Origin of the sequence: Halanaerobium congolense (genome assembly GCF_004366375.1) — a bacterium.
Taxonomy (GTDB): Bacteria; Bacillota; Halanaerobiia; order Halanaerobiales; family Halanaerobiaceae; genus Halanaerobium; species Halanaerobium congolense.
Map to the genome: position 1 here is coordinate 25,985 of NZ_SOEF01000026.1, position 15,624 is coordinate 41,608.

14 protein-coding genes are annotated in these 15,624 nt (G+C 32.8%); 1 reads left to right on the forward strand and 13 read right to left on the reverse strand.

Annotated elements, in window-relative coordinates:
- Positions 1–33: 33 nt before the first annotated feature.
- Positions 34–873 carry a bifunctional 5,10-methylenetetrahydrofolate dehydrogenase/5,10-methenyltetrahydrofolate cyclohydrolase gene (locus C7954_RS09765; RefSeq protein ID WP_089716094.1) on the forward strand — a complete coding sequence of 280 codons (840 nt, stop codon included), beginning with the start codon at positions 34–36 and terminating at the stop codon, positions 871–873.
- A gap of 137 nt (positions 874–1,010) precedes the next feature.
- Here C7954_RS09765 and rbsB read toward each other — a convergent pair whose 3' ends face one another.
- The 13 genes from rbsB to C7954_RS09830 form a co-directional block, all read right to left on the reverse strand.
- Complete coding sequence (gene rbsB, locus C7954_RS09770; RefSeq protein ID WP_134059846.1) at positions 1,011–1,904, reverse strand: ribose ABC transporter substrate-binding protein RbsB; 894 nt, start codon at positions 1,902–1,904, stop codon at positions 1,011–1,013.
- 122 nt (positions 1,905–2,026) lie between these two features.
- Complete coding sequence (locus tag C7954_RS09775; RefSeq protein WP_089716092.1) at positions 2,027–2,989, reverse strand: ABC transporter permease; 963 nt, start codon at positions 2,987–2,989, stop codon at positions 2,027–2,029.
- Position 2,990: 1 nt separating this feature from the next.
- A complete protein-coding gene (locus tag C7954_RS09780) occupies positions 2,991–4,490 on the reverse strand; it encodes a sugar ABC transporter ATP-binding protein (RefSeq protein WP_134059848.1) in 1,500 nt (499 codons plus the stop codon).
- Positions 4,491–4,886: a D-ribose pyranase gene (gene rbsD / locus C7954_RS09785; protein WP_134059850.1), complete on the reverse strand. Its 396-nt coding sequence runs from the start codon at positions 4,884–4,886 to the stop codon at positions 4,491–4,493.
- A 1-nt stretch (position 4,887) separates the two neighbouring features.
- A complete protein-coding gene (rbsK, locus tag C7954_RS09790; RefSeq protein ID WP_134059852.1) occupies positions 4,888–5,805 on the reverse strand; it encodes a ribokinase in 918 nt (305 codons plus the stop codon).
- A 30-nt stretch (positions 5,806–5,835) separates the two neighbouring features.
- Entirely contained in the window at positions 5,836–6,828 is a 993-nt protein-coding gene (locus C7954_RS09795) for a LacI family DNA-binding transcriptional regulator (RefSeq protein ID WP_134059854.1), read from the reverse strand.
- Between the two features lie 304 nt (positions 6,829–7,132).
- Entirely contained in the window at positions 7,133–7,903 is a 771-nt protein-coding gene (gene madM / locus C7954_RS09800; RefSeq protein WP_073157024.1) for a malonate transporter subunit MadM, read from the reverse strand.
- A 29-nt stretch (positions 7,904–7,932) separates the two neighbouring features.
- Positions 7,933–8,289 carry a malonate transporter subunit MadL gene (locus tag C7954_RS09805; protein WP_073157021.1) on the reverse strand — a complete coding sequence of 119 codons (357 nt, stop codon included), beginning with the start codon at positions 8,287–8,289 and terminating at the stop codon, positions 7,933–7,935.
- A 41-nt stretch (positions 8,290–8,330) separates the two neighbouring features.
- A complete protein-coding gene (locus tag C7954_RS09810) occupies positions 8,331–9,536 on the reverse strand; it encodes a CaiB/BaiF CoA transferase family protein (RefSeq protein WP_134059856.1) in 1,206 nt (401 codons plus the stop codon).
- 179 nt (positions 9,537–9,715) lie between these two features.
- Complete coding sequence (locus C7954_RS09815; protein ID WP_208320683.1) at positions 9,716–12,904, reverse strand: peptidase associated/transthyretin-like domain-containing protein; 3,189 nt, start codon at positions 12,902–12,904, stop codon at positions 9,716–9,718.
- A 14-nt stretch (positions 12,905–12,918) separates the two neighbouring features.
- Positions 12,919–13,716: a fimbrial biogenesis chaperone gene (locus C7954_RS09820; protein ID WP_134059860.1), complete on the reverse strand. Its 798-nt coding sequence runs from the start codon at positions 13,714–13,716 to the stop codon at positions 12,919–12,921.
- A 102-nt stretch (positions 13,717–13,818) separates the two neighbouring features.
- On the reverse strand, positions 13,819–14,640 hold the full coding sequence (locus tag C7954_RS09825) for a hypothetical protein (protein ID WP_073157011.1): 822 nt from the start codon (positions 14,638–14,640) through the stop codon (positions 13,819–13,821).
- Between the two features lie 38 nt (positions 14,641–14,678).
- Positions 14,679–15,479 carry a hypothetical protein gene (locus tag C7954_RS09830; RefSeq protein ID WP_089716081.1) on the reverse strand — a complete coding sequence of 267 codons (801 nt, stop codon included), beginning with the start codon at positions 15,477–15,479 and terminating at the stop codon, positions 14,679–14,681.
- Positions 15,480–15,624: the final 145 nt, after the last annotated feature.

Genomic DNA, 15,624 nt, shown 5'->3' on the forward strand with positions numbered 1-15,624 from the left:
CAAATTTATTATTTAATCAAAGGAAGTGACTAAATGAAAGAATTAAGCGGCAGAAAATTGGCAGCTGAAATTAAAGAAAGTTTAATTAAAGAAGTTGAAAATCTTAAAAATGAAACCAGTGCGGCCCCCCACCTTATTGTGCTCCAGTATGGTGAAGATGCTGCAAGCAAAGCTTATGCTTCCCGAATAGAAAAAAATTGTAAGGCAATAGGAATTGAATTTGAATATCAGCAGCTTATTAACCAGCCTGAAAAATTTAAAGCTCTCCTAAAAAAAGCAAATAAAGATACTAAAATAACTTCAATTATGGTTCAGCAGCCCCTTCCAGCTGAATTAAAAGACAGCCTGGAAATGATCAACCCTCAAAAAGATTTAGAAGGCATAACTTCTGCTTCTTTAGGAAAACTTTTTGTTGGTCTTGAAACTTTAAATCCTGCCACAGCTGAAGCCTGTATGGAAATTCTAAATTATTATGATATTCCTATCAAAGGTCAAAGAGCTGTTGTTGTTGGTAGAAGCAATATTGTCGGGAAACCAGTTTCAATTCTATTACAACAAAAACACGCTACTGTAACTATGTGTCATTCCCGTACTAGGGATTTAGAATGGGAATTAAAAAATGCAGATATAGTTGTAGCAGCAGTTGGGAAAGCAGAAATGATAAAAGGTGAGATGCTGGATAAAAACTCAGTAGTTATTGATGTCGGTACTAATTTTATTGATGGCAAATTACTGGGAGATGTTGATTTTGATTCAGCAGCTAAAAAGGTAAAGGCTCTTACTCCTGTTCCAGGTGGAGTTGGCACAGTTACCAATCAAGTTTTAATGAGAAATATTGTCAAATCATTTAAAAATCTGCATAGAATTAAATAGTTTTAAAAACTAATTAATCTTTAAAAGGCCCTTCTAAAATTTTCAGAAGGGCCTTTATTTATGCCTGATGGTCTATTTATTCATGTCCATTGAATTTAAATCAGGCAGTTTAAATACATTTTATACTTTCTAATTATTTATTCAGTAATTAACTCTAAAGGTACAGGTGTGTATTCATCAACTTCTTCACCATTTGCAACCTTAACTGCTGTTTCTACTGCCATTTCTCCCATCAGAGCTGGTTTCTGGGCAATAGTTGCTGCTAAGTCACCTGCGTTTACTGCTGCCACTGCATCATCAATAGCATCAAAGCCAACAATCATTATCTCATCAGAACGACCTGCTGCTGCAATAGCTTCCATTGCACCTAAAGCCATATTATCATTGTGAGCAAATACAGCATCAATTTCTGGATTACCCTGTAGAATATTTTCCATAACAGTCATACCTTCTGCCCGATCAAATCCAGCAGGCTGTCTAGCTATAACTTCCATACCCTCATATTTATCCATAGCTTGATTAAATCCTTTACCTCTATCTCTAGCAGCAGAAGTTCCAGGAATACCTTCTAATTCTACAACTTTACCTTCTTCATTTAACTGTTCAGCAATAAAATCTCCAGCCATTTCTCCACCAGCCACGTTATCTGAGGCAATATGACTTACTACTTCTCCACCTTCTGCACCACGGTCAACAGTAATTACAGGTACCCCTGCATCATTTGCTGCTGTAATTGCTGAAACAACAGCATTACCATCAACTGGGTTCACTATTAAAACATCAATTTGTTTGATTAATAAGTCTTCAACACTACTTAACTGAGCTGCAGCATCGTCTTGGGCATCTACAACCAAAATTTCTACTCCCATTTCTTCTGCCATTGACTCTGCTCCCTCTTTTAAGTCAACAAAGAATGGATTGTTAAGAGTTGAAACAGCTAAACCTATTCGTAAGTCCTGAGCTGCGATACCTGCTGTAAGTCCAGCCACCATAATTAATGATAAAACTAAAATAATTGTTAATTTTCTCATTTTGTTATTCCTCCTTGAGTTTAATTCTTTTAATAATGTTTAATTGAATTCATTGAATCACTTCCAAAGAAGCTGATGAAAACTCACCTCCTATTTGAGATATTTTATTTGTATTTATATTATCACTGCTGCTGGCTTTTACGATCTAAGAAGACAGCAAGCAGAATAACAGCACCTTTAGCAACTAACTGATAAAATGAAGATACATTTAAAAGGTTTAAGCCGTTATTTAAAACTGCAATTATCAATGCACCAACAATAGTACCAATAACAGTACCACTTCCACCAGAAAGACTTGTACCTCCTAAAACAACAGCTGCAATTGCATCTAATTCATAACCTTCTCCAGACATCGGTTGAGCAGAGTTTAACCTTGATGTTAATATTATACCACTAACTGCAGCTAAAAAACCATTTAAAGCATAAACAGCTACTTTTATTTTTTCTGTATTAATTCCAGAAAGCTTTGTTGCTGTTTCATTGCCGCCTATAGCATAAATATAACGGCCAAATGGTGTCTTTTTCAGTAAAATATAAATAATAACTAAAAACATAAACATGATGACTACTGGAATTGGTATTCTACCAAGATATCCTGCTCCAAAAAATCTAAAAGTCTCATTAAAACCTGAGATTGGACGACCATTTGTATAAATCAAAGTAAAACCTCGGGCAATTGTCATCATTGCTAAGGTTACTATAAAAGCTGGTAATTTAGCTTTAGCAACTGCTAAACCATTAAAGAAACCTAAAGCAGTACCGGCAGCTAATCCGATAAAAATTGCCAGAAATACATTTAGCCCTGAGTTAACCATCATTCCGGCTGAAATCGCTCCAGAAAAAGCAAGCATCGAACCAACTGAAAGGTCAATTCCTCCTGTTAAAATTACCATAGTCATTCCAAAAGAAACTATTGCTATAATTGAAACCTGTCTAATAATATTTAAAATATTTGGTATGGTTAAAAAGTAAGGACTCATAAATGACAGCACAATTACTAAAATTAATAATCCAATTCCTGTCTTAAATTTATTTAAAATTTCTAAAATATTTTTTTTCTGTATATCATTATTAAGCTTGTTCACTTTACTGATTCCTCCTTCCGGTTGCCAGCTTCATTACAGCTTCCTGATCTGCTTCGGCGGCATCCAGCTCTCCCATGATTTTTTTTTCATGCATTACTATAATTCTATTACTTAAATTTAAAACTTCAGGTAGTTCTGAGGATATTAAAATAACTGCTACCCCATCATCAATCAATTCCTGCATTAAATTATATATTTCTCTCTTCGCTCCAACATCTATTCCCCTGGTAGGTTCATCAAAAATTACAACCTCTGGTTTAGTAGAAAGCAGCTTTGAAATTACCACCTTTTGCTGATTTCCTCCACTTAGATTTTTAACAAGCTGTTTTTCAGAAGGAGTTTTAATCTTTAAATCTTCTATATATTTTCTTGCTAAATTGTTTTCAGCATTTGAATCTATAAAAGTATTTGCCTTTAACATTGATTTTAAAACAGAAACACTTATATTATTAGCAACAGAAAGCCCAAGAACAAGACCTTCCTCTTTTCGATTTTCACTTAGATAATATATCCCATTATTTATAGCATCAGCTGGTGATTTAATCTCAATTTTTTTTCCTCGATAATAGATATCACCACTTTTTTCTTTAAAAACACCAAATATTGCTTTTGCCAGTTCGGTTCTTCCAGACCCCATTAAGCCCGCAATACCTAAAATTTCCCCTTTTTTTAAGGAAAAAGAAGCACTATTTATTTCATCTGGTACAGTTAAATTTTCAATCTTTAATATTTCATCAGTAGGATTAAAATTCATTTCAGGGAAACGATCTTCAATTGTTCGACCAACCATCATTTTAATTAGCTGATCTTCATTAGTATTAGATGTTTCAACCTCACCTACAAACTGACCATCTCTTAAAACTGTAACTCTATCACAAATTTCAAAAACTTCTTCTAATCGGTGTGAAATATATACTATTGCTATTTCTTGTTCCTTTAGCCTTGCTATTAGTTCAAACAAAATATCTATTTCCTGATTGGTTAAAGAAGAAGTTGGTTCGTCCATTACCAGTATATCAGCATTTTGAGAAACAGCTTTTGCTATCTCTACCATTTGCTGACTACCAATATTTAAATCTTTAATCTGAGCTTTGGGATCAATATCAACTCCCAGCATATCAAGAACTTCTTCAGTTTTTTGATAAAGCTTTTGATAATTGATAAAAATACCATTTCTATCTTCTCTACCTAAAAATATATTTTCAGCTACATTTAAATAAGGAATTAACTCCAATTCCTGATGAATAATTGCCAGACCGGCCTTCTGAGCTTCTTTAGTATTCTCAAATTCAACCGGCTCACCTTTTAAGATAATTTTTCCTTCGTCCCGTGGATGGATTCCATTTAAAACTTTCATTAAAGTAGATTTCCCAGCTCCATTTTCACCTACTAAAGCATGAACTTCTCCTTTTTTAAGGGAAAAATCAACTTTATCTAATGCTTTAACTCCAGGAAAGGTTTTGGTGATATTTTTCATTTCCAAAACAGTTTCTTTTGCCATTTAAAAATCAACTCCTGAAATTAAAATTATATTAGCATATGGAATTATTTCTCCACTGCGAACTACAGCCCTGGAGCTATTTGTTTTATTTTTAAATTCAGTATGCGGAATATATTCAACCTCTATATCAGGCAGTATCTTTATAATTTCCGCTTCCAATTTAGGACTTTTTTCTTTAATTTCTGCAGCTAAAATTGCCTTTTCAACAACCAACTCGTTCAATACAGCCTTTAATATTTCTAAAAATTTAGGGTATCCTTTTGTCAGTGATAAATCAACTCTTTCAACTTCCTCTGGAATTGGTAAGCCGCAGTCTGCAATTGTCAGGCTATCTTTATGACCCATCTCAGCAATTACTCTTACTAATTCACTATTAATTATTCCACCTTTTTTCATCTTATTTACTCCTTTCTGCAAGGAATTCTTCTAATTTTTTTTTATCTGGGATAGAACTCTGTGCTCCTGCCTTGGTTACTGAATAGGCTGCAGCCTGAACAGCAAACTCCAGTGCTTTTTTTAGTTCATTTTCTGCTATTAAACTAGCAGCAAAGGCTCCTGCAAACACATCTCCTGCTGCTGTTGTATCAACTGCTTTAACTTTTAATGTATCTAAATGGATTTCTTTTTCCTGACCATAATAATTAATCCCTTTCTCTCCTTCAGTAACGATAATATTTTTTATACCTTTTTTAAGAAGGATCTTAATTTTTTCAGAACGGCTTTTTGCTTTTATATCTTTCAATAATAAGTCCAATTCGCCTTCATTTGGCAGCAGATAATCTATTTTTTCTAAAATACTATCTGATAATTTCTGAGCTGGTGCCGGATCTAATATAATCTTTGTCTTGTTTTTTGAGGCAATTTCTACAATTTTTTCAATAGTATTAAGCGGAATTTCCAGCTGTAAAAGTATAATTTCGGCTTCAATAATTTTATCTTTAATTTTTTCTATTTTTTCTGGAAGCAGCTCATAATTGGCACCTGGAGAAACAATTATCCTATTATTTCCCTTTCTATCAACAGTAATCACTGCAACTCCTGTGCTCTGACCTTTAATTTCAAAAATATTATCAATATTAGTTCCTCCATTTTTCAAACTAGACTTTAATTTAGGTGCAAAACTGTCATCTCCACAGGCTCCAATAAATTCAACATCAGCTCCTAATTTAGCAGCTGCCAAAGCTTGATTTGCTCCTTTACCACCAGGGATTTGTTCAAATTTACCACCAATAATAGTCTCTCCTTCTTCTGAATACCTATCTGTTTCAACAACTAAATCCATATTCATACTTCCAATAACAAGTATTTTTGACAATTAACTCACCTGCCTTTTATAATTCTTTACTTAAACTGATTCTCTAATAATCAAATCAGTAGTTAATATTTGATCTTTAATTTCAAATTCCTGCTTATTAATCATTTCCAACAAAATTGTTACTGCTCTTTCTCCCATCTCATATTTAGGCTGGCGCATTGTTGTTAGCTCAGGTTTCAAAAGCGAGGCTAAATTAATATCATCATGACCAGCAACTGCTATATCCTTAGGAATTTCTAAAGCTGCTTCAAAAAGAGCTTTATAAACTCCTGCTGCACTTAAGTCATTTGCAGCAAAAACAGCCCTAGGTCTGTTTTCTAAATCTAACAAAGACTGCATAGCTTGATAAGCAGAGTTTTGGGTATATTCACCTTCAATAATATATTCGTTCTTTATTGGGATTCCATGATTTTTTAACGCTTTTTTATATCCTTCTAACCTATCACGAGCAGTTGTTGTATTTAAATCACCACTTATATGGGCAATCTTTTTATATCCTTTTTTTATCATATATTCTACCATTTGATAAGCAGATTTCTTATTATCAATACTAATTAAAGGATAATGATGATCTAAAACTGATCTATCTATCTGAACTACAGGATAATTTTCAGCTTTTAAGTCCTTTAATATTTTTTCGTTTCCAAGAGAAAGAGAAACAATTAAACCATCCAGCTGCTTACTCTTAAATAATTCAACTGCTTTTCTTTCTCTTGCCAAATGATTATCTGTATTAAATAAGATTACAGAATAACCAAGTTCCTGTGCTTTATCTTCAACAGCCCTTACTATTTGAGGGAAAAAGGGGTTGCTGATATCGGGAATAATTAAACCAATAGTATGGGTTTTCTGCATCACAAGTCCCCGGGCTACACTATTTGGATTATAATTCATTTCGTCTATTATTTTTAAAATTTTTTTTCTAGTATCATCACCAACATCAGGTTTATCATTTAAAACTCTGGATACTGTAGTAACTGATACATTTGCTTTTTTTGCTATATCTTTGATTGTAACTCCCATAAGATCACCTAATTCTCAATTAATAGTGTTTTAACTTAATTATTTTTCTTCGAAATTAATTTTACGTTAACGGTTTCGGTAACGTTTCCAATTATAATTATAAAATATTCTGAAAAATAATTCAACTATATCTGCTGCTTAATTTAATCTTTATCATGCATTAAAGATAATTATTATTAGATTACTTTAAAATACTCTATCAGGAAAGCTATAATTACTTTTACCAGTTTAAATGATTTTAAAAAAGAAAAACTCCCCGGGGGAGGGGAGTAAAATTGTATAAAATGTTAATAAATAAATTATATTATAACAAAATGGATCTAATTATAATAAATCCAACTGATGGTACAATTAAAGTTCCTAATCCAGTATAAAAAGTAGCAGTCATTGCTCCATATGGAACTAATTCTGGTGCTGTTGCTGCAAGACCTCCGGCAACTCCACTTGTTGTTCCAATTAATCCTCCATAAACCATGGCAGAAGTAGGATTGTCAAGTCCAACTAGATCTGCTATGAAAGGTGTTATCACCATTGTCATGATTGATTTCACCAGACCCGCGGCTACAGAAATAGCAATAATCTCTGAACTAACACCTAAGGCGGTTCCAGTTACAGGACCAACAATAAAGGTAACTGCTCCAGCACCAATTGTTGTAACTTCAGCTGGATCTGTATAACCTAAAGCCATAGCAACTGCACTGCCAACTATAAAAGAAAAGATTACTCCCACTAATAAAGAAATTACTCCAACTGGGCCAGCCTTTTTAAGGTTTTTAAGTTTAACACCATATGCAGTAGAAATAATTGTATAGTCTCTCAGCATACTACCACCTAGTAAACCAATACCAGCACCACTGAAAATTGATATATCAGCTAGTCCACTACTTCCACCAGTTACTTTACCACCAATGAATGCTAAGACTAAACCTGTAATAATAGCCAGGGCTGATGCTATTCGCTCTTCTCCCAGCATAATAGAAATTTTCTTAGTTATAAACATTATTAATGCAATTAGAGCTATTGAAATAATTAAATGATCTGCTCCAGCAAAAGAATTAAATGCAGCTGTTAACAATTTAAATCACTTCCATTTCTTTAATAAAATTATTTTTTTAGTTTTGATAATAAAGGTACTAAAAACATTGCACCTATTGTAGCTATACCACCTGCTAAAATAGCAACCAAACCACCATTAATAGCACCAACAACATTTAAACGCGCTGCCATAGCAACAATAATTGGAATATATAAAGCACTTAAGAATTTAATCCCATTTTCAGTTCTAGGTTTAAACATTCTTCCTCTATTTTCAAGATAATTTACTGTCAAAACCATAAATAACATTGCAAGTCCAACTCCACCAACATCTCCACCAGTTCCAAGAAACTGGCCCAAAATTCTTCCTAAAAATGAGCCAAGCAGCATAAAAAATGCTACAAAGCCCATACCGATAATTTCCATAATCTCACTCCTTAAAACTTTTAACCAATTTAATATTATTTTTAACCAATAATTCCCTGGCTTTTCATTTCTTTAATTTGAGCATCAGTTAAACCTAAACTTTCTTTAAGCACTGAATCAGTATGCTCACCTTTAGCAGGGGCGTGACTTTTTATTTCTCCTGGTGTTTCGGATAAATGGAATGGAGATCCAGCCACTTTAACTTTACCGAGTCCAGGCTGTTCCAAGTCTACTATCATATCTCTGTATTTTAAGTTATCATCTTCGACAACCTTATCGACTGTATTAACAGGTGAATAAGGGAGTCCATACTCTTCGAAAATTCCTTCCCATTCAGCAGTATTTTTTTCTTTTATTCTTTTAGCTAAAATTGGTATTAACTCATCCTTGTTTTCTGCTCTTAATGGATTTGTTTTAAATCTTTCATCATCTGCTAACTCTGGCATTTCAAGAGCGTCACAGAACTTTTTCCATAAGCTATCATTTCCAATTGGAGTTACAATATAATTGTCTTTAGTTTTAAATGATTGAAACGGAACAATTGTTGGATGTGCTCCACCAAGAGGACCAGGAATTTCACCGTCCATTGTGTATCGAGCAATAGCATTTTCTAAAACAGAAACGAGTCCATCTACCATTGACATATCAACATGCTGTCCCTTACCAGTTCTATCACGATAGCGTAAGGCACTTAAAATACCAATAACCGCCTGATGGCCTGCCATAATATCACCAATAGAACTTCCAACACGGCAGGGTTCTCCACCTTCTGGGCCCGTAATACTCATCAAACCACTATATGCCTGTGCAACCATATCATAAGCAGGCTTGCTGGCATATTCTTCTAAAGCATCATGTCCGAATCCACAAATTGAACAATATATTATATCTTCTTTTATTTTTTTCATTTCTTCATATGAAAAACCTAATTTTTTCATTGTAGTAGGACGATAATTTTCTACGACTACATCTGCATTACTTATTAAATCTCTTAATATTTCTTTTCCTTTTTCTTCTTTTAAATTTAAAACAATACTTTTTTTATTGCGGTTAATACTAATAAAATAACCACTCTGCTGTTCTCCAGCTTCATCTTCAACAAAAGGACCAAACTGTCTTGAATCATCACCAAATGGTGGCTCCACCTTAATAACCTCTGCACCTAAATCTGCCATAATCATTGTGGCAAATGGTGCTGCCAGTACATGGCTTAAATCAATAACTTTTATACCATCTAAAGCTCCCATTTAAAAATCTCCTCCTATAAAATATTAAATTAATGATGTTCTAGTTAAAAAGTCAACTCGACCACAAGTCAATTTGACTCATAGTCGAATTATATAATAAATCAATTATTTTGTCAACAAATTAACAAGCCCCGGTATTGAAACCGGGACTAAACAGAGCATTGCTGCCCTGGGATAACTTAATCTCCATAAATCAAAGCAATGTCTAATTCTCGGTAATCAAGATTATCTTCTGTAATAAATATTTCAAATTGATAACCATTTTGAGAAATTAATCCAGCTGGTAAAGAATCCTTTAAAATCTCTAGCTGATGGTTACCCAGTGGAATATTTTCAAAGTAATATTTGCCTCTACCATCTGTATAATCTTTTTTATTAAGCTTTTTTATCGACAGTCCCACCCAGTCCAGATATTCTTCATTCTCATTTTTCTGCCCATCAGCATTTTTATCTAGATAAACACGGCCACTGATAGAACCATTAATTGTAACTCCATAATTTTGATGAATATTTTGATTATATCTTACTTTTACAAATACATTTTCAGTTACTGGAGTATAGTCTGCAGTTAGATTGTTGTAATCAAAGTCAAGCAGATAAATATCATTAAAATATGGTTTGAAAATATAAAAACCCTCTTCATTTGTTCTGGTTCTCAAACTTCCAAGCCGCATTGGCATATCAGGTAATCTGCGCTCATTATCATCCATCTGGCCATTATAGTTTTCATCCAAAAATACATATCCGGTGACCATTGATCGAGGTTCGCCATCTGAAAATCTAGTAGGAACTGTATTGCCACCACTAAAGGATAAAGCATGAGAATAAGAGATCATCGCATAGTTCTCATATTTTGACTCTCCAAAGAGATAGCCTTCATATTCACGACCAATTTCAACTATTATCCCACTTTCATTATCTCTTATTTTATCATAAACAAAACCATAAGAGATACCACTTTCTCCAACTTCTGGTAGAATATATTCAGCAAATAATTGGATATAACCAGGGTTATTGGGGAAATAATAATTACCACTTAAATAAACAGACTGATAGTTACGATTTAGATCAGCTAAAAAATTACTGCTGCCAATATATTCTGTCTGATAATCTTTTAATTCAGCAGATATACTGTAATCAGAATTAAAATAATAATCTAATTTCAAACTCGTTGTTTCTTCAATATCATAATAATCATCATCTTCATCATCTTCATCGTCATCCTCGTCTTCCTCTTCATCTTCATCTCTTTCTGCCTTTAAAGTAATTGTAGTTCGATCTCCCAAATAAAGACTCGTCTGTAGATTATACTGTCGTTCATATGTTTCTCTACCGCTGTCAAACTCTTCTTTTTCACCTAAAAAACTGCCAGAAAACAGAAGGGTTTCGCCAAGTCTTTTGTAAAAATCAAATTCTGCTTCATATTCTTTAGAATCATCTCCATCCACTTTACCAATAAAATTATTATTAATATATAAATCATTAATAGTTTCTTCATTTTCATAATAATCTAAATCAGTTAAAAATCTGTAGCTTGAGCCATAGCGGTTCAAATAAATATTAGCACCCTTTTTTATAGTATCAAATGAACCGTATTTAAAAAAAGTAGAAGGACCAAAAGGATTAGCTATTTCTCTCCATATTTCTGCTCCATCAAATTCTTTAACTTCTTCATATCTAAAAGAAAAAGCAGAATAATTACGCCAATTTGGGTTGTCAATAATTTGAAAAATATAATAATCTCTCTTATATTGATCATCAAGATTATCAAAGCCATTATATAAAGATTCTTCATTACCTATAGTTGGCTGAATACTCAAGCGCTCTGTTAGATCCAGCTTAAAATTGAGAGATTTTTTCTCCCCCTCTTCTCGATCCAGATATGCCTCCAGTTCAGGTGGAATATAGGCATAAATTCCTCTAAAGTAACCATTCATCAGAGAATAAAGGAAAGAAGCCTCGGCACCACTTTCTAAACTTTCAATTTCTCCACCTACTAAAAAATCTAAATTTAAAACTGTTCTTCCACCAAGACGAATATTAAAACCTGTAACTGCAGACAACATCTCATTTTCTACTTCTTCTTTATCGTAGAATGCAGCTTCTAAATTATAAGTTAAATGCTCAGTTAAAGCATAATTAGAGCGCAGAGCTGCAAAATTACCCTGCCAGTCTTCAAAATCTGTTTTTCGATCACGATAACGACCAGCAAAAAATTCGATCTCCTTCACTTTTGGCTGTAAAATATCTTTACTCCCAGACAGATATTTAATAATTTCTTTTTTGTTTCCATCTTTCGAAATGATCTCAATTACTATTTTATTTAAATAATTTGCTCTTAATTCCAAATTATTAACCTCATAAACACCATCTTTTTTGATGACTTTTTTTACTATAAATTTATTGTTAATAAAAATAGTCACCTCATCTTCAGCCTTAGTATCAACACTCACTGCTGTATAAGGAATTAATTTGAATTGCAAATTTTCAGGGAATTTAAAATAAATACCCTGCATATCATTTCTTTTAATGGTATCTTTAAAATAAAATTCATGATCACCAATAATTATTAAACGATTATTTTCTCTGTTACTGAACTTAATTTTATCTAAAGTATAATCTGTCACTTCCAAATCTAAATCATATTCAAAGTCATTATTAATATAATAAGCCCAATCATTATAACGACCATAAAAATTTAAATCTCCTCTAATTTCTTTTCTTTCTTCTGTTAAAAGATCATCTTCCATATTTAATTCAATCCGGTAGTGAATAGAGCTTAAAGTTAGACCTTTATTTGCACTTCCTAGAACTTCTTCTTTTTCTGTAATTTCTTTTTTTTCTGCTTCAGTTTGATCTTCTTGATCTTCAGAAAACTCTTCTAAATAATCGTCTACAAAGTCACCACTAATAATAAGTTCCTGTAAAGCATTGTTCCAGACTATATTATAATCGCCTAAATAGGAAAATACTTTTTTGGAAAGATAAAACTCTCCTCCAACAATTAGAGGAGGTTGATCATTCCATTCCTCCTGATCTAAGTATTCTTTTTGGTTCAAATCAATTCTTACTTCTCTTTCACCTTTTCTTAAACTTAGTAAACTAATATCTCTTTTAAAATTTAGATCCACCTCAAGGTAAGGGGACAGCAAATTTGCTGGCAGTAAAATATAATCTTCTTCTGTAAAATAATATAATTCAAAAAAAGGATCACTATCTACAGTTATCTCTCCGTCCATTAAAGTTAAAAGCACTATACTACTTTCTATTCCTGGTCGGCTCTCTTCTAATTTTTGAGCAGCTAAATTAGAACTGCAGCTAAATAAAAAAATCATTATTAATAAATAGGTTAATATAAATTTTTCCACAATGATTTCACCACCTAATTAATCGTGATTGGTATCTGGTAGTCTGCCGTCTTATCTGTATTATAAAAACTAAACTGCAGCATTAATTTATAATCACCTGGTTTAAGCCTTTCAGCAAGCATAAAGGTAATCTTTCTTTTATATTCCGGTAAAATAATAAACTCCTCATTAAATTTTTCTTCCATTACTAATCTGTTTTCACTATCCACTACTCTATAAGATAGATAGTATCTAAAATGTCCGGTACCTGCATTTTCCACACTTAAAACAACAGGCTGTGGTTCAGGAGGATATGTTTTATAAATTCTAAGCCCGGTAAATTTAAAATTATATTTAATATCTGCTGGCACTAAATAAATAACTGTTCCAATCTGAGTAATTATTTTTGAGCCTGTCTGAGCATCTGTAAAATCTGTTTCATGTTCAAAAAAAACTACACCTCGTCTTTCTTTTTCAGGATTTTCTGGGGTATTAATTGTGAAACGGACTATCTGTTTTTTCCCGGGCTGCAGAATAAAAGAACGTGGGTTAAACTTAATTAAACCAGCAAGTGAATAATTGCTTTTACCAGCTTCAAAAAATAAAAGTGCATCTTTCTCATCTAAGCTCCAGTCATTTAAGACTGCTGTTAATTCTACTGCTTCTTCCCCTTTATTAACAACCTCTATAGTTCCTGTACTGCGGCTGCGGGAAAGTGAATTAATAATTATTCTGGCAGGTTCTACTCTAACAGTTGCTCCAGCATTAGTAGAAACAAAAATAATAAAAAATAAAAGTACTATTAAAATATATTTTTTATTAATTCTCCTCATCGAAAAAACTCCTTCCTGAATTACTCTACTTAAAATATTCAGGGGCTGATAAAAATCAGCCCCTGCCTTGTAGTGGAAAATCTTATATACAAGTTCAGAGAATTAGATAGTAACTGCTCTGAAAGTAATTTGACCATTATACTGACCCTGAGCTGTGCTCATGTTATAAGGAACTCTGAAATTATGCAATGCTTCTAATTTATTTCCAGCAGATCCATTATAAATAACTTCAGTATTTGGAGCTGCTGCACCAAAGGTATCATATCCAGCTAACCAGCTAGAACCTGAATCAACACTTGATCTCATATGCATTGGCAGTAAATTGGAACCTTGAGTTAAAGCAGCTGCTTCTACTTCATATCTGTAGTCATCATTACTCATTACTTCTACTGCAAAGATATCACAGGCACCAATATAAACCCCTGTACCTGGGTTAATCTCAACATTAGTTCCGTGGCCTAAAGAATTCCAATTTTCATCAAGATAGCCACCAATTTCATTGTCAAATACTAATTCATACCCAGAAGCTGTTGTTGATCCTTCAGCACCAGAGCCATAACTTATAACACCGGTTGTTCCCTGGTTACCTGTTAATTTCATTTCTAAGAAACAGGGAATATAAGCTTTAGCATTAATTGTGATTTCTGCTTTTTGCTTTGCAGAATTTGCTGTATCAGGAGTGTAATTACGATTTAGATCTTCTAAGTTTGTATAATTACCAGGATTAACTGCATCTACATCATGATAAAATACTAATCCATCGTCTCCTACATGAGCATCATAATTTCCATAATAGTCGTTCCAGGTGTCAGTGTCATCCCATGAAAATGGATTATCAAAAACACCCGCATATTGAGCCATTGCCATTCCACCAAAAGCAAGTACAAAAACCATTGTTAAAGCCAACCAATAAAATTTTCTCATTTTTCTTCCTCCTTGTTTTTTTTGAATTTTAATTAAAATTATTCAATAATAAAGTTAAGCTGATAATCTTTCTGACCTGCTTTGATTTCCCTAAAATCATCTATTCTCAAGACATATATTAATTCTGCATCTCCACCAGGTAATTCTGTAGTTTTATTTCCCTGAGCAATTATTACAGCCTCTTTCCCAATTTTAATGAACTCATCCCGCGAATTACTCACACTACCATTACCTTTAAACTCCTTTAATTTAATCTCTAAGTCTTCTCCACCTTCATTGTTAACCTTTAGAGTCCAAGCTTTGTTGGCTCTGATTAATAACTTTGATTGTCCTGAACTATAGATCTGCTGGGAGAAATTACCCTCTGAATATTTTATATTTGGATTCATATCCCCGCCTGCTCTAACTTCCATTATAGTAGGAATTTCAAAGTCAATTTTTAGTCTTTCTTCCCCCCTTTCTGTTTGAATAATTAAATTATTTCTGTATAAACCTGGAGAATAAGCAGACTGTAACCGTAGTTTAAAATGAATTTTATTGGAATCTAAAAGATTCCTTTTATTAAGTTGAATAAATGATTCTGAAAGAGGAACCGCACCACTTCTAGTCAATATAAATAAATTGTGAGCAGATATCTTATCCTTTTCTGCCATAAAAAATTTTTTTTCCACCTTCAAAGCTAATTGATTTAAATCTCTATCGGCTCTGATCGGAAGTGAAAAATCAAATTGATCATTCTGCATAATATTCAAAGTTCCTAGATAAACGCCTGCTGAATCAACAGTACCTTGAAACAAAAAAATCATAGAAAAAATAACCAAAATTATTCTAATTCTCATATAATTTTCACCTCACTTTGTTATTAATATTAATATTACCAGAGCCACCTAGGTAACGTCAAGTATTTTGTGTAAATAAATTAATATCTTTCTTCAAATAGTTGAATTAGTTTTTCTCGAGCAGCTAAAAATCCTTTTAATCTTC

Excerpts from the sequence above, each read along its gene's own strand:
- C7954_RS09765 (WP_089716094.1), top strand. The coding sequence starts at position 34 with ATGAAAGAATTAAGCGGCAGAAAATTGGCAGCTGAAATTAAAGAAAGT.
- rbsB (WP_134059846.1), bottom strand. The coding sequence starts at position 1,904 with ATGAGAAAATTAACAATTATTTTAGTTTTATCATTAATTATGGTGGCT.
- C7954_RS09780 (WP_134059848.1), bottom strand. The coding sequence starts at position 4,490 with ATGGCAAAAGAAACTGTTTTGGAAATGAAAAATATCACCAAAACCTTT.
- rbsD (WP_134059850.1), bottom strand. The coding sequence starts at position 4,886 with ATGAAAAAAGGTGGAATAATTAATAGTGAATTAGTAAGAGTAATTGCT.
- C7954_RS09795 (WP_134059854.1), bottom strand. The coding sequence starts at position 6,828 with ATGGGAGTTACAATCAAAGATATAGCAAAAAAAGCAAATGTATCAGTT.
- C7954_RS09805 (WP_073157021.1), bottom strand. The coding sequence starts at position 8,289 with ATGGAAATTATCGGTATGGGCTTTGTAGCATTTTTTATGCTGCTTGGC.
- C7954_RS09810 (WP_134059856.1), bottom strand. The coding sequence starts at position 9,536 with ATGGGAGCTTTAGATGGTATAAAAGTTATTGATTTAAGCCATGTACTG.
- C7954_RS09820 (WP_134059860.1), bottom strand. The coding sequence starts at position 13,716 with ATGAGGAGAATTAATAAAAAATATATTTTAATAGTACTTTTATTTTTT.
- C7954_RS09825 (WP_073157011.1), bottom strand. The coding sequence starts at position 14,640 with ATGAGAAAATTTTATTGGTTGGCTTTAACAATGGTTTTTGTACTTGCT.
- C7954_RS09830 (WP_089716081.1), bottom strand. The coding sequence starts at position 15,479 with ATGAGAATTAGAATAATTTTGGTTATTTTTTCTATGATTTTTTTGTTT.